This window comes from Nonomuraea guangzhouensis (assembly GCF_019396345.1).
GTDB lineage: Bacteria > Actinomycetota > Actinomycetes > Streptosporangiales > Streptosporangiaceae > Nonomuraea > Nonomuraea guangzhouensis.
Window position 1 is genome coordinate 18,048 of record NZ_JAHKRM010000047.1, and the last position, 16,744, is coordinate 34,791.

Consider the following 16,744-nt stretch of genomic DNA (forward strand, 5'->3'; position numbering starts at 1 on the left):
CCGAACACGTCGAGAATTCTCGCGAGGACCAAGCGGCGCGTAGCCTGAAGGCGTGCTGCGGCGGACAATCAGGGCAATGGACATCGAGTCTCCAGAGAAGCTCATCGAGCTGCTCGACCGGCACGCCTACCTGGCCGACGAGGGACTGGCCACAGCCGCGTTCCTGGCGCTCAGGATGGGACGGCCGCTGTTCCTCGAAGGGGAGGCGGGGGTAGGGAAGACCGAGCTGGCCAAGACGCTGGCCGCGCTGCTGAAGGCGCCGCTGATCCGGTTGCAGTGCTACGAGGGGCTCGACGCCGCCCAGGCGCTCTACGACTGGGACTTCGCCCGCCAGCTGCTCCACCTCAAGGCCGCCGAGGCCGCCGGGATCACCGACGTGGGCCGGCTCGAAGGCGAGATCTACGACCGCCGGTTCCTGATCGCCCGGCCGCTGCTCAAGGCCGTCGAGATGCAGCCCAGCGTGCTACTGGTGGACGAGATCGACCGGGCCGACGACGAGTTCGAGGCGTTCCTGCTCGAAGTGCTGTCCGACTTCACGATCTCCATCCCCGAGCTGGGCACGATCAGCGCCAGGACGCCGCCGGTGGTCGTCGTCACCTCCAACCGGACCCGCGAGGTGCACGACGCGCTCAAGCGCCGCTGCCTGTACCACTGGCTGGAGCACCCGGACTTCGACCGGGAGGTGGCGATCCTGCTGCGCCGCCTGCCCGATTGCACCGAGACGCTGGCCGTACAGGTGGCCCAGGCGGCGGCGCGGCTGCGGCGGGCCGGGCTGGTCAAGCCGCCGGGCGTCGCCGAGACGCTCGACTGGACCGAGGCGCTGCTCACGCTGGGCGCGAAGGAGCTCGACCCCGGCCGCGCCGCCGCCACGCTGGGCGCCGCGCTGAAATACCGCGAGGACGTCGAGAACGTCCTGGACAACGGGCTGCTCGACCATGCATGACCTGATCGGCACCATGACGGGCTTCGCCAGGACACTGCGCGCCGCGGGCGTCGCCGCCGACCACGAGCGGACCCGCAACCTGCTGCTGGCCCTGGACCACCTCGACGTGACCGCCCCGGCCGAGGTCTACTGGGCCGGCCGCTTCACCCTCTGCGCCACCCCCGACGACCTGCCCAGGTACGACCGCTGCTTCGCCGCCTACTTCGGCGGCAGAACAGCGAAGGTCAGCCGTACGAGCACCACGACCGTCACCCGGCACACCGCCGCGGCCGACCAGGACGAACAGGAGGGCGAGGCGGACGCCGTGCCCGGCACCGCCAGCCGTACCGAGATCCTGCGGCACCGGGACGTGGCCAGGCTCACCGAGGCCGAGCGGGCGGAGGTGCACCGGATGCTGTCGCTGCTGCGCGGCCGGCGCGCGCAGCGGCGCTCGCGGCGGTTCGCGGCCGCGCACCGGGGAGTCCTGGACCAGCGGCGCACGATCCGGGACGCGCTCAGGAAGGGCGACGTCGCGCGGTTGCGGCGCAAGCGGCACGCCACCAGGCCGCGCCGCGTCGTGCTGCTGGTGGACGTCAGCGGCTCCATGGCGCCCTACGCCGAGACGCTGCTGCGCTTCGCGCACGCCCTGGTCAGGAGCGAGCCGCGGGCCACCCGGGTCTACTCGATCGGCACCAGGCTCACCCCGATCACCGCCGAGCTGCGCCACCGCGACCCTGGCACGGCGCTGAACGAGGTGTCCAAGGCCGTGCCCGACTGGAGCGGCGGCACCAGACTCGGCGAGGAGCTCAGGGAGTACCTCACCCGCTCCAGCGCGCGAGGCGCGATCGCGGTGATCGCCTCGGACGGCTGGGAACGCGGCGATCCGGAGCTCCTGGGCACCCAGATGGCCCGGCTGGCCCGGCAGGCGCACCGGGTCATCTGGGTCAACCCGCACAAGGGATACGCGGACTACCAGCCGCTGACCGGCGGCATGCGCGCCGCCCTGCCGTACCTGGACGATCTGGTGGCCGGGCACAGCCTGGCCGCCTTCGAGGAACTGAGCGAGAGGCTCGCCGATGCGTGATGTGCTGACGGAGATCATGCCCTGGTGGCGGTCGGGGCTCAGGTTCGGGCTCGCCACGGTGGTGAGCACGTTCAGCAGCGCCCCCCGGCCACCCGGCGCGGCCATGGCCGTACGCGGCGACGAGGTGGTCGGCAGCGTGTCCGGCGGGTGCGTCGAGGGCGCGGTGTTCGAGCTGGCCGCCGAGATCGACACCCCCGTCCTGCAGAGGTACGGCGTGAGCGACGACGACGCGTTCGCCGTCGGGCTGACCTGCGGCGGCATCATCGACATCCTCGTCGAGCCGGTCTCGATCGAGACGTTTCCCGAGCTGGGGGAGATCTCGGCGTCCGTGAAGGCGCACGAGCCCGTGGCGGTCGCCACGATCGTCTCCGGCCCCGGCCGGATGGGCGCCCGCCGCGTCATCTGGCCGGACCGCTCCTCCGGCACGCTCGGCCTGGACCGCCTCGACGAGGCCGTCGACGACGACGCCCGCGGCATGCTGGCCCAGGGCGCGACGGGCATCAGGCACTACGGCGGGCAGGGCGAGCGGCGGCTGGACGACCTCGCGGTGTTCGTGCACTCGTTCGCGCCGCCGCCGCGCATGCTGGTCTTCGGCGCGATCGACTTCGCCGCGGCGGTGGCGCGGGTGGGTAAGTTCCTGGGCTATCACGTGACCGTCTGCGACGCGCGGCCCATCTTCGCCACCCCCAAGCGCTTCCCCGAGGCCGACGAGGTGGTGGTCAAGTGGCCGCACGACTACCTAGCCTCGGTGCAGGTGGACGAGCGCACGGTCATCTGCGTCCTCACCCACGACCCCAAGTTCGACGTGCCGCTGCTGGAGGTGGCGCTGCGCACCGACGCGGGCTACGTCGGCGCCATGGGCTCCCGCCGCACCCACGAGGACCGGCTGGACCGGCTGCGCGAGGCGGGCCTGACCGAGGACGAGCTGGCCCGGCTGAGGTCGCCCATCGGCCTCGACCTGGGCGCCCGGACCCCGGAGGAGACGGCGGTGTCGATCGCCGCCGAGCTGATCCAGCTCCGCTGGGGCGGTTCGGGACGGCCGCTGACCCACACCGAGGGGCGCATCCACCAGGAGACGCCATGAGAGGCTCCCGGGTGGCCGGGCTGCTGCTCGCCGCCGGGCAGGGCGCCCGGCTGGGCACGCCCAAGGCGCTGGTCGAGTACGAGGGCGAACGGCTGGTCGACCGGGGCGTGCGGCTGCTGGAGGAGGGCGGCTGCCATCCCGTGGTGGTCGTGCTCGGCGCGGCGACCGTACAGGTGCGTCGGGCGGTGACGGTACGCAATCCGGACTGGCCGACGGGCATGGGCTCGTCGCTGAGAGTGGGGCTGGCCGCGCTGCCCGAGGAGGCCGATTCGGTGGTCATCGCGCTGGTGGACCAGCCGTTCATCAGGCCCGAGGCGGTCCGCGCCCTGATCGCCGGCCAGGCCGAGGTGGCCGTGGCGACCTACGGCGGCAAGCGCAGGAACCCCGTGCTGATCGCCCGCAGCCACTTCGGTGCGGTCGCCGCGCTGGCCGTGGGTGACGTGGGCGCGCGGCCGTTCCTGAAGGCGCATCCCGAGCTGGTCACCGAGGTGCCGTGCGACGGCCTGGGCGACCCGGCGGACATCGACACGCCCGGGGACCTGTCGCTGCTAGAGACGTAGCGAGGCGACGGCGGCCCGGTGGTCGCTGCCCGTCGCCGGGGCCACCCCCGCCTTGGTGGCCGTCATCCCCTTGAACAGGATGTGGTCCGGCCGGGTGATCGGGAACTCCGACGGCCAGGTGAACCCGAAACCGTCGCCCGCCGTGACCTGCGCGTCGATCAGCGGCGGGGTGAGCCCCCGCATGCCCCGGTCGGTGGTGGCGGTGTTGAGGTCGCCGAGCAGCAGGATCCGCTTGCTCGGGTCGGCGTCGATGAGCTTGCGGGCGGAGGCCAGGGACTCGTCGCGCGAGGCGGTCTGGCCGGGGCGGGCGGAGGCCAGGTGCATGACGTACACAGTGACCTTGCCCTTGGGCGTGGCCACCACGGCCCGCAGCGCGCGCGGCCAGCCCATGCCGACGTCGAGCGGCTTGGTCTCGGTGATCGGGTAGCGGCTCCACAAGCCGACCGTGCTCACCGGATAGTGGTACTTGAACATCTTGTTGAGCTGCTTGGCGGCCGGGCCGCCGCTGGTGAGCTCCTGCGCCGCCAGCAGGTCGAGGTCTTCGGCGATGCGGCGTACGGCCTCGCCCGAGGCGTTGTTGGTGACGCCCACGTTCACCGTGCCGACCGCCAGATCGCTCTGGCCGCCGGGCGGAGTGCGCATCAGCGTGGCGCCGAACATCACCGCCCACACCACCCCCGGCACGAGCGCCGCCACCGTGGCCACCGTCGACCGGGCCACGAGGGCGCCCACGATCAGCAGCGGCACGATGATCCCGAACCAGGGCAGCAGGCTCTCCATCACGGGAGTGAACCCACCCAGCGCCGGGATCAGCTGGTGCCCCGCCAGACTCACCGCGAGCACGGCTGACACGACGATGACGAGGCGCTTCAGCATTCGACCCAGGCTAGCCGCTCGCCGCAGGTGACGCGGCGCGCTAACCTGTTGCCGTCGCAACGGAACAACATTCGGTTCATCCTTCGGTTCATCGGGAGCCCGGCATGCGCATCGGTATGGCACTCAACTACTCCGGCGGTTTCAAGGAGACCGTCGCCGAGCTGGCCGATTACGAAAAGGCGGGCCTCGACATCGTCTTCGTGGCCGAGGCCTACAGCTTCGACGCCGTGAGCCAGATGGGCTACATCGCCGCCAGGACCGAGCGCCTGGAGATCGCCTCCGGGATCCTGCCGATCTACTCGCGGACCCCGACGCTGCTGGCGATGACCGCCGCGGGCATGGACTACGTCTCCGACGGGCGCTTCACGCTGGGACTCGGCGCGTCGGGGCCGCAGGTGATCGAGGGCTTCCACGGCGTGCCGTACACCGCGCCGCTGGGCCGTACGAGGGAGATCATCGAGATCTGCCGCCGGGTGTGGCGGCGCGAGCGGATGGAGTACGAAGGCAAGCACTACACGCTGCCGCTCCCGTCCGACCAGGGGACCGGGCTCGGCAAGCCGCTCAAGCTCATCAACCATCCGGTACGCCCCCGCATCCCGATCGTGGTCGCGGCCATCGGCCCCAAGAACGTCGAACTGGCCGCGGAACTCGCCGAAGGCTGGGAGCCGATCTTCTACGTCCCCGAGAAGGCCGCCGACGTGTGGGGCCCGTCGCTGGCCGCCGGGCGGGCCAAGCGGCAGGACGAGCTCGGCGAGCTGGACGTGATCGCGCAGGCGTCGCTGGCGATCGGCGACGACGTGGCGGGGCTGCTGGAGTTCGGCCGGCCGATGGCCGCGCTGTACATCGGCGGGATGGGCGCCAAGGGCCGCAACTTCTACAACGATCTGGCTCGGCGCTACGGCTACGAGAAGGAGGCCGAGGCGATCCAGGAGCTGTACCTCGAGGGGAAGAAGAACGAGGCGGCGGCGCTGGTGCCGCACGAGCTGCTGGAGAGCATGTCGCTCATCGGGAGTGAGGGGTTCGTGCGGGACCGGGTGGCGGCGATGAAGGAGTCGGGGGTGACGACGCTCAACATCGCGCCGTTCGGGGCGACGCACGAGGACCGGGTGAAACTGATCGAGCAGATCAAGGAGATCGCCTCCTGATTTGCCGTTGGGCGGCCGAAGCACTCCTCGGGACCCGATAGTCTTTCTCTTGCGACGCGGGGTGGAGCAGTTCGGTAGCTCGCTGGGCTCATAACCCAGAGGTCGCAGGTTCAAATCCTGTCCCCGCTACCAAGACGAGAAGGCCCTTCAGGATCATCCTGGAGGGCCTTTTTCGCGCGTCCAGGCACAATGGGCCGCGCTTCGCTCGGACCGCCTTTCTCGGCGCGCAACCCCTTACGGTCGGCGCTTGCGGCCGCCGGTTGGCCGGAGTCGACAGTCATGATCACTCGCCCGGGACCTCTGAGCTAAGCTCGGTAGATCATGACCGATCTGCTCGGAATCAACCATCTGACACTGTCCACGACCGAACTCGACCGGCTCGTGGCGTACTACACGGAGTTGCTCGGAGCAAGGCTCGCGTTCGAGCGCGCTGCAACCTCTGCCGATCCTCGGATCGCAGTCCTAGATGTCGGCGGGGCCGACCATCTGATGATCGTCGAAACCGCTACTGTCCCCGCCCTCGATCTTGATCCCCTGAACCGGGCGGGTTGGGGCCTGCGCGTGGGCACATACGCACAGCTGTGTGAGCTTCGCGAACGGATTCTGGATGCCGGGCGGTCAGTCGGACAGATCGAGACGCTGCCCACGCAATGGACGATGACGGCTCGCGATCCCGATGGACGCCCTGTGGATATCCGGGCCCATCGCCCTCGATGATCACACGTGGGGACAAGGCCCTCACGGCTTGATGTCTCCCGCCATCTCGACCGTACGCGCAGTTCGCCAACAGTGTCCGCCGAAAGGGCGGACAATCGCCGTCGGTTGGCCCGTCACCGAATCCGGGCGTATGGCGGTTGGCGTGGCGGGTGTGGGGTGAGAAAGACTGCACGTGACGGCAAGCGCTCTCCTGGGCGAATCGATGCGCATCGCACCGGCTGAGACGGCATGCTGGTTCGGGCGCCCAAGGGCGCTACCCCTCCATGCCGGAAGGTGCATGAGTCATGACAGGCAGCCCTCAGCGGGGCGCTTTCCTCAAAGAGCACATGAACGCCGTGCTGGCGATGGTCACCGTCGCTCTGGAAGCACGGGAGAGCGGCGACACCAGCGACCCCGTCGGCCTGCAGGTGATCAGCCGGGTCATCAACGAGGTGCCACGGGAGGTCGCCGCGATGGCGTCCCTGCATCTCATCCTGCTGCTCGTCCGGCACCTCGCGCGGGTGCAGGGACGGCCGGTGGACGAAGTGTGGCAGGAGCTCGCGCTGATCTACGCCGAGGACTGGCCCGAGGACGATGCGCCCCGGGCGTGAGGCCCGGGCCCGTCCTATGCCTCTGAAATGTGAGCACCACCACCCTCGTCCGTACTGGCTCTGTGTTGTGAGACGCCTTCGCGATCCGGTGGGTTGACAGGGGCCGCGCCGGAACCTGATCCCTTCGGACCGTGTTGTGGGGCGGGTGAGGCCCGTGGGGGCCTAGTGTGGGGCGGAAATTGACGTTTCTGAGTTATTGGCGGAGATATGTCCGACGCGACGCCGTCCTTGATCGCCGGCCGGTACCGGCTTGATGAGCTCATCGGCAGCGGGCCGACGGGTGAGGTGTGGCGCGGGTACGACCAGCGCGCCGACTGGACCGTGGCCGTGAAGGTGCTGGACACGCGGGCGGCCACGCCCGAGGTGCTCCGGCAGCATGCCCAGGCCGTGGCCCGGGTGATCCACCCGAACGTGGCCATGGTGCTCGACGTGGGCGACCACGAGGGAGCGCCGTACCTGGTGATGGAGTTCCTGACGGGGGAGAGCCTCGGTGAGGAGGTGGCAGCGGGGCCGCTGCCCATCGTGGAGGCCTGTGACCTCATCGGACAGGCGGCCGCGGGGCTGGAGGCGGCGCACCGGGCCGGTGTGGTGCACGGCCAGATCGGGCCCGACAGCTTCCGGCGGGCCGGGAGCGGGGTGCTCAAGGTCGTGGGGTTCGGGCTGACCGACCAGGTTCCGTCGGATGACGGCGTACGGTATCGGGCGCCTGAAGTGATCGACGGACGCGGCGGGGCGGCCCCCGCCGACCTGTACGCGCTGGGGTGCGTCTGTTACGAGGTGCTGTGCGGGCGCCCGCCCTTCGAGGGGTCGCCCGAAGAGGTCGGCGAGCTGCACCTGCACGCCGAGCCCGCCCCGCCGAGCAGCCATCGGGCGGAGGTGCCGGGCGAGCTGGACCGGCTGGTGCTGGCCATGCTGGCCAAGGACCCCGCCGCCCGGCCGGCCGGTGGCGAGCCGGTACGCAGAGCGCTGGCCGCCATCGCCCGGCCACCCCGCTCCCAGCCCGGCCAGTCCACAGCGCCCCAGCCCCACCCGGCCACGGCCCCTCAGGCCATCCCTCACCCAGCGCCCCAGGTCACCCCACACCCGGCGCCCCAGAGTGGTCAGGCCACGCCCTACCCGGGCGGCGCACCGCAGACGGGTCAGGTCGCTTCCTACCCGGGCGGAGCGGGCATCGGTGATACTCAGGCCATGCCTCCCGCTGCGTTCCACGACGGTGACGGCCCGCGCAAGGGCGACACCGCGATCTACGACGCGCCGCCACCCGGCCCGTCGTCCAACCGCCGGCTGTTCGTGCAACTGGGCGTGGCCCTGGCCGCGATCGCGGCGGTCACCGTGGGCCTGATCCTGTGGTCGGGATCACGCGGTGAGCCCGTGGCCGGGCCGACGTCCTCGCCGACGCCCACCACCAGCGCCCCGGCCCCGGTGCCGACCGAGACCCCCGAACCGAGCACGTCCGTCGCGCCCATCCCCACCGATCCCGTGGGCCCCACACCCACCCCCAAGGGCACGCTCGCCAACAGCGTCCCGCCCGGAGGTTGGGTGAAGTGGCTGGGTGAGTTCGACAAGGCCGTGACGGCTCAGGAGTCCATCGGCGACATCGAGCCCGGCGCCGCCAGAAAGGCCCACGACAAGATCAGGAAGGCCGCCAGGAAGTCCCTGGAGAACCACGACGGCCCGGCGCTCGACCAGGTCGCGGGCATCGTCCGCGACCTGCGCAAGGCCCAGGCGAAGGGCGACGTCCCCACCTCCGGACCCCTCGCGGACTTCCTCGACGACTGGAAACTCTGACGTCCGGAAACGCCGACGTCCGGAAACCCTGACGTCGGCGACCGGCGACCGGCGACCGGCGACCGGTCAGCGGCGGTGGCTACCGCGACATCAGCGTCAACGCGTAGACGCCGATGGCCGCGAAGTCGTCCGCCGGTTCCGACGCCTGCCAGGACCGCACATCGTCCACGAACCGGCTGCCCCGCCCGGTGAACGGCGCGTACCGGTCCACGCCGTCCTTCGGGCACGGCACCATCCCTTCCAGATGGTCGCCCAGCCCGTCGTGGAACAGTGAGGCGTCGTTCGGCCCGTTCACCACGGCCCCCGTGGCGGGCTTCCGGGTGATGTCGGAGATCTGGTAGTGCGGGCAGCGGATCGCGTTCTCCCCAGCCCCGGCGACGAACGACACGCCCCACGCGTTGGCGCCGAACACCCACCCGCGCTGCCGCGTCCCGAAGGCGTCGTACGCCCGGTCCCCGCTCACCGACCGGTACAGCCGCGACGTCGCCGCCATCCCGAACGCGTGCGGCACCGCGTCGAACTCGGAGTAAGCGGCCCCCGCGCGGAACGGATCCTTCCCGGCCCGCGCGGAACCGATCTCCAGCTGTGCCCGAAGATCGTCCACCAGCTGCTGTTCGGAGACGGCGAGTCCGTCGGAGATCGTCTCCTGGCCCGACGCGCCGACCAGCGCCGGCTGCCCGTCGGGGCCCGTCACCTCGATGGCCTGCACCGATCCGGCCGCGTCCGCCTGCCGGATCCCCTTGACCAGGTCGGCGTGGGCCAGCGCGCTCACGTCGTACAGGTTGAAGGTGTCGCCCCCGGCCTCGTGCTCCAGGTACTGCCCAGCCCAGTGCGCCGCCTTCTCCAGCCAGCCCGTGGCCCGGTCGTCGCCCAGCCGCAGCGCCGCCAGCGCCAGCTCGGCGGCGCCCAGCTCCATGTCGTCGCGCCAGGCGCTCTCCGGGTAGAAGGCGTGCGGCAGCGACGTGACGAGCTGCCCGACCTTCTCCGTCTTGGCCATGGCGTAGACCGCCGCCGCCTTGCCCAGCAGCGCCGCCGCCCGTTCGGGGGACGGCTCCACCTGCGCGGCCAGCGCGAAGGCCGCCGCGGTACGGCCGGCCAGGTTGGGGCTGATCGGCTTGCCGGGGGCGGCCGCGCGGAAGACCGGCCGGTGGCTCAGGAAGCGGTGCCGGGAGGAGTCGTCGGACTCGGGCAGCCGCCAGACGTCGTGGTCGCCGACGTAGGTGGCCTCCTCGTTGCCCGCGCCGATGCCGACCTGGATGTAGAGAGTCTTGGAAGCGCCGTCCCACATTTTGTCTAGATATTTCAGGCCGTGGGTGGCTTCGCGGTTGAGGCGCTGGTCGGGTCCGCCGTCTCGTGCCGAGGCCCAGAGCAGCGTGTCGACATAAGCCAGGATGTGGGTGAACTTGAGATAGTCGCCCGCGTCGAACCATCCGCCCTCGACGTTCACGGGGCCGCCGATTTTCGTCAGCTTGCCCTTGATCTCGTCGGTGTCCGGCCCGGTGAACACCGGCCAGTCATAGACCGAGGCGGCCTTGTCGTTGCGGTGCCGCCGACCGCCGTCCCGCTGCCCTTCGAAGAAAGTGAGGATCTTCGAGGTGGGCGAGGCAGGCGCGATCTGGAAGGTCGGGGAGGTCATCGTGCCCGACTTGATCCGGTAGCGGCCCGGCTCCTTGAGCGCGGTGAGGTCCAGGCCGTACACGTGCTTGTACGTGCCGTTCCAGGAGCCCAGGTCGCCGCCCGCCGTGCCCTTGAGCACCTCGCGCCCGTCGGCGCGGACGACGGTGAAGCGGGCGCCCGCGGACCCCGCGCGGGTCATCAGGAAGGCGTGCTTGGACTCGGCGGGTGCGAACCCCACTTGATCGACCCGGATATGGCCGGGTGGGGGCGGTGCGGCGAGCGCCGGGGTGCTCCCCATGGTCAGGACGGTCAAGGCGACAGCTAAGGCGTACCTCATCATGGGGCGCTCCATGGAATTATGTGAACAGCGTTCAGCACGGTATTCGCGTGTGACAGGGGAGGTCAATAGTGGCGTGAGGGTTAATACACGTACATTGACGAAATGACCGTCAATTATCCGGAACGCCGGGCGCGGGTCGCGGAAATGCTGCCCGCGCGCGAGGTCGACGCGATCCTCGTCACCTCGGGCGTCAACGTGCGCTACCTCACCGGGCTGGAGAGCTCGAACGCCGCTGTGCTGATCAAGGCCGACGGTTCCGCGCTGCTGGTGACCGACAACCGCTACATCGAGAAGACGCGCGGGCTGGACGTGGCGGCCGTCGAGGCGTCCGACGTGGCGGCCAGGCTGGCCGCGCCCGGCATCGGGATCGAGGCGGCGAGCATGACCGTGGCGACGTTCAACCGGCTGAGCAGCCTGCTGGAGAGCGGGCCGGTTCCCCTGGAGCCGCTCGTGGAGCTGCTGCGGGCGGTCAAGGACGACGACGAGCTTGAACTCCTCCGTACGGCCTGCGCGATCAGCGACCAGGCGTTCGCCGACGTCACGGGCAACATCGGCCCCGGCGTCACCGAGCGGGACCTCGCCCGGCTGCTCGAAGCCCGCATGATCGAGCTCGGCGCCGACGGACCGGCCTTCGCCACCATCGTCGCGGCGGGAGAGAACGGCGCCATCCCGCACCACGCGCCCAGCGGCAGGGAGCTGCGCACGGGCGACCTGATCACCATCGACTTCGGCGCCTGCTACCAGGGCTACCACGCGGACATGACGCGTACGGTCGCCCTGGGCGGCCCCGCCGACTGGCAGCGGGAGATCTACGACCTGGTCGCCGAGGCGCAGCGCGCGGGCAGCGAGGCCCTGGCACCGGGGGCGACGGCCAAGGAGGTGGACGCGGCCGCCCGTTCGGTCATCGAGGCGGCCGGCCACGGCGGTCACTTCAGGCACGGGCTCGGTCACGGCGTCGGACTGGAGATCCACGAGGACCCGTTCCTGGGCCCGTCGCGGACCGGTAGACTAGAGGATCGAGTTCCTGTCACCGTCGAGCCGGGGGTCTACCTTCCGGACCGGGGCGGTGTTCGCATCGAGGACACCCTTGTGACCCGCACGGGCGGCCCGGAACTCCTCACGAAGACGACCAAGGAGCTGCTCGTCCTTTGAGCGGCCGCACGCGGGAGAATACGAGTGGCGACGACCAACGACCTCAAGAACGGCATGGTGTTGAAGCTCGACGGCGGTGAGCTGTGGGCCGTTGTGGAGTTCCAGCACGTCAAGCCGGGCAAGGGCGGCGCGTTCGTGCGCACCAAGCTCAAGAACGTGCTCTCGGGCAAGGTCGTCGACAAGACCTTCAACGCCGGCGTGAAGGTCGACGTGGCCAACGTCGACAAGCGCGAGATGCAGTATTCCTACAAGGACGGCGACGACTTCGTCTTCATGGACACCGAGACCTACGACATGGTCAACGTGCCCACCGGCACGGTCGGCTCCGCCGCCAACTACATGCTCGAGAACACCCTGGCCACGATCGCCTTCAACGAGGGCTCCGCGCTCTACGTCGACCTGCCGGCCGCGGTCGAGCTGACCATCTCCAGCACCGAGCCCGGCCTGCAGGGCGACCGCTCCACCGGCGGCACCAAGCCCGCCACGCTGGAGACCGGCGCCGAGGTCAAGGTCCCGCTCTTCATCACCACCGGCGAGAAGATCAAGGTCGACACGCGCAGCGGCGACTACCTCGGCCGGGCCTGAGGTGTCTGCACGCGGCAAAGCACGCAGGCGAGCGCTCGACATCCTCTTCGAGTCCGAACTCCGCAGCGAGGATCCCCTGCGGATCCTCGCTGAGCGGGTCGAACGGCAGGACCCCCCGGTCAACGAATACACCTCGACGATCGTCGAGGGCGTCGCCCGTCACCAGGCCCGCATCGACGAGCTCATCACCACCTACTCCGAGGGCTGGACCCTCGACCGCATGCCCGCGGTCGACCGCAACCTGCTGCGTGGCGGCACCTACGAGCTCCTGTGGATGCCCGGCGTCCCCGAGGGCGTGGTCATCAGCGAGTGGGTGCACCTGGCGGGCGAGCTCTCCACGGACGAGTCGCCCCAGTTCGTGAACGGGCTGCTGGCCCGCTTCAAACAGCTGAAGCCAAGTATCACCCTTTAGACACCCTCTTCGGGTGAACCTGGTTCTACCGCCGGGGGATCCCTGCCCCTCCGGGTAGAAGAAGTTCCTACTTCTGCCCCGAAAGTCGTCCATATAGGCGAGGTACGTTCCAGACACGCGGCCTGCACGGCTTGCGCTAGGCGAGGGACGTGTACACCGCACGGTCAACCGTTCGACGCCTGTCGGCGCCTGGTTGACCGTGCGGTTTCGACAGGAGCCCACCCGCCCCGGTCCCGTCCCGCGTCAGGAACTCAGCGCCGGCCATGGGCGCCGACGCCCCACAAAACGCCCCGCCGGTCCATCCCAGCCGGCGGGGCACCGGTGTGCTACCAGGTCCAGTCGGAGTGCGCGTCGGCCTGCCACGCCTTGGGGAAGTACTGCCGGATGGCGAAGGCCATGCCGATGCCCCGGGCGATGAACTGGTCGCGCTCCAGCTTCCTGGTGATCGGCTCGCCGGGCCGGCCCTGGTTGTCCCACCAGGACTCCCACTGCTTGACGCAGGTCTGAGCGCCGTACTTCGCGTTGCTACAAGGCGCGGGCGGCGACCAGATCTGCGTGTGGCCGAAGTCGACGATCTTGCCCGACGACTCCTCGGTGAGAGTGCCCCACGCCTTGAGGCAGTAGGTCTGGCTGGGGATGTCCCACTTCACGTAGTGCTGCCGGCCGCTGGTGGCCAGCGTGCGCAGGTTCCCGCACTTGGCGTCGCCGATCTGCTCCTTGGTGATCCGCAGGCGGTAGTAGGTGCCGTTGTCGCGCCAGCCGTCGAGCATGACCCAGCCGCCCTCGTGGACGAACTTCTCCGCGTAGTTCGGCGGCCACTTGGCGGGGTCGCCCCAGCTGATCTCCGACGTGGTGGCCGACAGCGGCTTCCAGGCCCACTGCCCGGCCGCCCGCCCATCGGCCCAGAACTGACCGGCGCTGCGCGAGGTCATCCGCGAGTACGCGCCGTAGACCTCACCCGCCGTGTCCGTACCCGCCGTCTCCGCCTGAGCCGGTACGGCCGCCGGCGAGCCCAACACCACCGCAAATAGCGAGATTCGCCACAAAATCCTCATAAATCCCTCTGTACGTAGATAAGTAGCTCACGACCCCACCGCATCAGACGCCACCTACGGGCGGGCTTCGACGATCCTGGAAGCGAGGAGGCGGAGCGGGCGATCTCCCACACCGCGTAGGCTGGGGCGGGGTTGTGGGAGCAAAGGGAGGCGAGCCGACGTTGCGTGCTGAAGGACGTGCCGCAGGCGTCACGAGGACTCCGGCGGTGCGGACCGCCGTCGTCTGGGCGGCGCTGCGGGCGGTGCTGGCCGAACGGGCGGCCGCCACGGGGCGTGATGACCTCGACATCGTCGACGCCGGGGGCGGGACCGGCGGGTTCGCCGTGCCGCTGGCCGAGCTGGGCCACACGGTCACCGTGGTCGATCCGAGTCCCGACTCGCTGGCCGCGCTGGAGCGCAGGGCCAAGGAGAAGGGCGTGGGCGTGCGCGCCCTGCAGGGCGACGCCGCCGACCTGGGCGACCTGCTCGACCGCGACAGCGTTGACCTGGTCCTGTGCCACAGCGTGCTCGAATACGTGGAAGACCCGATCAGCGCGCTGACGGCCGTGGCCGGCGTGCTGCGCGCGGGCGGCGCGGTCAGCGTGCTGGCCGCCAACCCGGTGGCCAGTGCCATCCACCGGGCGCTCGCGGGGCAGTTCGACGAGGCCAGGGCCGTGCTGAGCGATCCGCGGGGCAGTTGGGGCGATCGCGACCCCACGCCGCGCCGCTACACCGCCGAGGCGCTCGCCCAGCTGCTGGCCGTGACCGGCTTCACGGTCGGGGAGGTGCACGGCGTGCGGGTGTTCGCCGACCTGGTGCCCAGCAGGCTGGTCGACGGCGAACCGGGCGCGGCCGAGGCCCTCGTCGCTCTCGAACAGGCCGCCGCCGCCCACCCCGTGCTGCGTGACATCGCCACTCAGCTCCACGTCCTCGGCCATCGCGGCTGATCAGGTCCTACCATAGAACGCGTGTTCGGATAGAATGGTGGCGTGTCTCGTAAGCAGATCACGGGCATCGGCCCCGCTCCACAGACCGGGGTCGATGACAGCGGCTGCCCGATCCTGCATGTCGACATGGACGCCTTCTTCGCCAGCGTCGAGCTGCTCGACCGCCCGGAGCTGCGGGGGCGCCCGGTGATCGTCGGCTCGCCGGCCGGGCGCGGCGTGGTGCTCAGCGCCACCTATGAGGCCAGGTCCTACGGCGTGCACTCGGCGATGCCGATGAGCAGGGCGCGCAGGATGTGCCCCCAGGCCACGATCATTCCGCCCAGCCACGGCAAATACTCCGAGGTCTCCAAGGGCGTCATGGAGGTCTTCCACGCGATCACCCCGATGGTCGAGCCGATCGCCTCCGACGAGGCGTTCCTCGACGTCGGCGGTGCCCGGCGCAGGCTCGGCTCGCCCGCCGTGATCGCCTCGATGATCAGGGCCCAGGTGCTGGAGCGTTACGGCATCACGTGTTCGGTGGGTGTGGCGAGCAGTAAGTTCGTGGCGAAACTCGCCTCAAAACAGTGCAAGCCAGACGGCCTCCTGGTGGTCCCCGAGGGCGAGGTGGTGGATTTCCTCCACCCGCTGCCCGTCTCGGCGCTGTGGGGCGTTGGCGAGCGCACAGAGCAGTCCCTGGTCCGCCTCGGCATCCGCACGGTCGGCGATCTGGCCAGGGTCCCCGTCCCCACTCTCCGGCGCGAGCTGGGACAGGCCGTGGGAGGCCATCTGGCCGCGCTGGCCTGGGGGCGCGACGAGCGCCCGGTGACCGCGCACGTGCCCGACAAGAGCATCGGCAACGAGGAGACCTTCGCGGCCGACATCGACGACCCCGAAGTGATCAAACGCGAGTTGCTGCGTCTGTCCGAGCGAGTGGCCTCCCGGATGCGTAAGGCCGGCCACGTGGGCAGGACTGTGAGCGTGAAGCTGCGCCGTGCCGATTTCACCACCATCAACCGGTCCAGGACCCTCAGAGAGCCGACCGACGTGGCCCAGGAGATCTACGCGACCGCCTGCGAGCTCTTCGAGGCGGCAGGGCTTGAGCGGGTGCGACTGCGCCTGGTCGGGGTCAGGATGGAGAATCTCCGCCCCGCCGATTCGGCCTCGCGCCAGCTCGGCCTGGGCGATCGGGAGACCGGCTGGCGGGAGGCCGAGCAAGCCATGGATCAGGCGATCCGAAGATTTGGTCCTGATGCGGTGCTCCCAGCGTCGCTTGTACGCGGCAGACTTGATGAAATGGAGGCATGACGTCAATGTCAGGATTTCTGGGGAGGGGCGGCGGATGACCCACAATGGAGTCATGACGTCACCTCCGGTTTGGTCTGCGTTGGGCGTTTGCTTTCGCCCACGCCTACAGCCTCGTATTCTGGGGATAACCGACCGCGAGGTTCGGACACCCCGTGTCGTCCGTAGCCGTCTTCCCCGTCCTGGGGCCGTCCTTGGGAGGCGCCGTGCCGCTCTCTGAGCACGAGCAGCGCTTGCTCGACCAGATCGAGCAGGCCCTCTACGCCGAGGACCCGAAGTGGGCCAACACCGTAAGGATCAGTGACCCGCGCAGCCATTACAAGCGTCGCCTCATCAAGGCCTCCATCGGCTTTGCCCTCGGCGTCGTCCTGCTGATGGTCGGCGTAGTGATCAATTTGATTCCGCTCGGCGTCGGCGGTTTCGTGGTCATGCTCGCCGCGTGTCTGTGGGGTCTGTCGAGCTGGAAACGCATGAACGGGTTCGGCGACGCCGCGCCCGCCTCGGGGGCGTCCGTTTCGGGCAAGCCGGCCCGCCGGGGCAACCGTGGCAGCTTCATGGAGCGCATGGAAGAGCGCTGGCGCCGTCGTCACGACGAGCGCTGAGCGCGAAA

General features: G+C 70.0%; 17 protein-coding genes and 1 tRNA gene. 15 read left to right on the forward strand and 3 right to left on the reverse strand.

All coding sequences use genetic code 11. The annotated features are described in order from the left end of the window. Window positions 1-76: 76 nt before the first annotated feature. From KME78_RS56765 to KME78_RS56780, 4 genes are read left to right on the forward strand one after another with little or no spacing between them, the layout of a single operon-like run. Window positions 77-943 carry an AAA family ATPase gene (locus KME78_RS56765; protein WP_219538384.1) on the forward strand — a complete coding sequence of 289 codons (867 nt, stop codon included), beginning with the start codon at window positions 77-79 and terminating at the stop codon, window positions 941-943. Then, a complete protein-coding gene (locus KME78_RS56770) occupies window positions 936-2,006 on the forward strand; it encodes a vWA domain-containing protein (protein ID WP_219538385.1) in 1,071 nt (356 codons plus the stop codon). Before KME78_RS56765 ends, KME78_RS56770 begins: the two co-directional genes overlap by 8 nt. Beyond that, complete coding sequence (locus KME78_RS56775; RefSeq protein ID WP_219538386.1) at window positions 1,999-3,090, forward strand: XdhC family protein; 1,092 nt, start codon at window positions 1,999-2,001, stop codon at window positions 3,088-3,090. Before KME78_RS56770 ends, KME78_RS56775 begins: the two co-directional genes overlap by 8 nt. Next, complete coding sequence (locus tag KME78_RS56780; protein ID WP_219538387.1) at window positions 3,087-3,650, forward strand: nucleotidyltransferase family protein; 564 nt, start codon at window positions 3,087-3,089, stop codon at window positions 3,648-3,650. Before KME78_RS56775 ends, KME78_RS56780 begins: the two co-directional genes overlap by 4 nt. Here KME78_RS56780 and KME78_RS56785 read toward each other — a convergent pair. Beyond that, window positions 3,639-4,526, reverse strand: coding sequence for an endonuclease/exonuclease/phosphatase family protein (locus KME78_RS56785; protein ID WP_219538388.1), 888 nt, complete (start codon window positions 4,524-4,526; stop codon window positions 3,639-3,641). The two genes, KME78_RS56780 and KME78_RS56785, sit on opposite strands and share 12 nt — an antisense overlap. 104 nt (window positions 4,527-4,630) lie before the next feature. On the opposite strand from KME78_RS56785, the gene KME78_RS56790 reads away from it, so the two are divergent. From KME78_RS56790 to KME78_RS56810, 5 genes are all read left to right on the forward strand, one after another. After that, window positions 4,631-5,671 (forward strand): LLM class F420-dependent oxidoreductase, encoded by a 1,041-nt coding sequence (locus tag KME78_RS56790; RefSeq protein WP_219538389.1) that lies wholly within the window; start codon window positions 4,631-4,633, stop codon window positions 5,669-5,671. A 55-nt stretch (window positions 5,672-5,726) separates the two neighbouring features. Further along, a tRNA-Met gene (locus KME78_RS56795) sits at window positions 5,727-5,803 on the forward strand. Between the two features lie 189 nt (window positions 5,804-5,992). Further along, on the forward strand, window positions 5,993-6,388 hold the full coding sequence (locus KME78_RS56800) for a VOC family protein (protein ID WP_219538390.1): 396 nt from the start codon (window positions 5,993-5,995) through the stop codon (window positions 6,386-6,388). Between the two features lie 284 nt (window positions 6,389-6,672). Beyond that, window positions 6,673-6,978: a hypothetical protein gene (locus tag KME78_RS56805; protein WP_219538391.1), complete on the forward strand. Its 306-nt coding sequence runs from the start codon at window positions 6,673-6,675 to the stop codon at window positions 6,976-6,978. 207 nt (window positions 6,979-7,185) lie between these two features. Next, on the forward strand, window positions 7,186-8,766 hold the full coding sequence (locus KME78_RS56810) for a serine/threonine-protein kinase (RefSeq protein ID WP_219538392.1): 1,581 nt from the start codon (window positions 7,186-7,188) through the stop codon (window positions 8,764-8,766). A gap of 79 nt (window positions 8,767-8,845) precedes the next feature. Here the strand turns inward: KME78_RS56810 and KME78_RS56815 are convergent, their stop codons facing one another. Further along, entirely contained in the window at window positions 8,846-10,723 is a 1,878-nt protein-coding gene (locus KME78_RS56815; RefSeq protein WP_219538393.1) for a glycoside hydrolase family 9 protein, read from the reverse strand. Window positions 10,724-10,825: 102 nt separating this feature from the next. Between KME78_RS56815 and KME78_RS56820 the strand changes: the two genes are divergently transcribed. Genes KME78_RS56820 through nusB form a run of 3 tightly spaced genes read left to right on the forward strand, consistent with a single transcriptional unit; the run spans window position 10,826 to window position 12,872 of the window. Then, entirely contained in the window at window positions 10,826-11,875 is a 1,050-nt protein-coding gene (locus KME78_RS56820; RefSeq protein WP_219538394.1) for a M24 family metallopeptidase, read from the forward strand. Window positions 11,876-11,899: 24 nt separating this feature from the next. Continuing rightward, window positions 11,900-12,460: an elongation factor P gene (gene efp / locus KME78_RS56825; protein ID WP_219538395.1), complete on the forward strand. Its 561-nt coding sequence runs from the start codon at window positions 11,900-11,902 to the stop codon at window positions 12,458-12,460. A gap of 1 nt (window position 12,461) precedes the next feature. Next, window positions 12,462-12,872 carry a transcription antitermination factor NusB gene (gene nusB, locus KME78_RS56830; RefSeq protein ID WP_214637679.1) on the forward strand — a complete coding sequence of 137 codons (411 nt, stop codon included), beginning with the start codon at window positions 12,462-12,464 and terminating at the stop codon, window positions 12,870-12,872. A gap of 326 nt (window positions 12,873-13,198) precedes the next feature. Here nusB and KME78_RS56835 read toward each other — a convergent pair whose 3' ends face one another. Next, a complete protein-coding gene (locus tag KME78_RS56835) occupies window positions 13,199-13,891 on the reverse strand; it encodes a hypothetical protein (protein ID WP_219538396.1) in 693 nt (230 codons plus the stop codon). Window positions 13,892-14,133: 242 nt separating this feature from the next. Here KME78_RS56835 and KME78_RS56840 point away from each other — a divergent pair, with 242 nt between their 5' ends. From KME78_RS56840 to KME78_RS56850, 3 genes are all read left to right on the forward strand, one after another. Continuing rightward, on the forward strand, window positions 14,134-14,853 hold the full coding sequence (locus tag KME78_RS56840) for a methyltransferase domain-containing protein (protein ID WP_219538397.1): 720 nt from the start codon (window positions 14,134-14,136) through the stop codon (window positions 14,851-14,853). 42 nt (window positions 14,854-14,895) lie between these two features. Continuing rightward, the gene (gene dinB / locus KME78_RS56845) at window positions 14,896-16,137 is read left to right on the forward strand and encodes a DNA polymerase IV (RefSeq protein ID WP_219538398.1); all 1,242 of its coding nucleotides are present in this window, start codon (window positions 14,896-14,898) and stop codon (window positions 16,135-16,137) included. 203 nt (window positions 16,138-16,340) lie between these two features. Continuing rightward, window positions 16,341-16,736 carry an SCO2097 family morphological protein gene (locus KME78_RS56850; protein WP_214637675.1) on the forward strand — a complete coding sequence of 132 codons (396 nt, stop codon included), beginning with the start codon at window positions 16,341-16,343 and terminating at the stop codon, window positions 16,734-16,736. Window positions 16,737-16,744 lie beyond the last annotated feature (8 nt).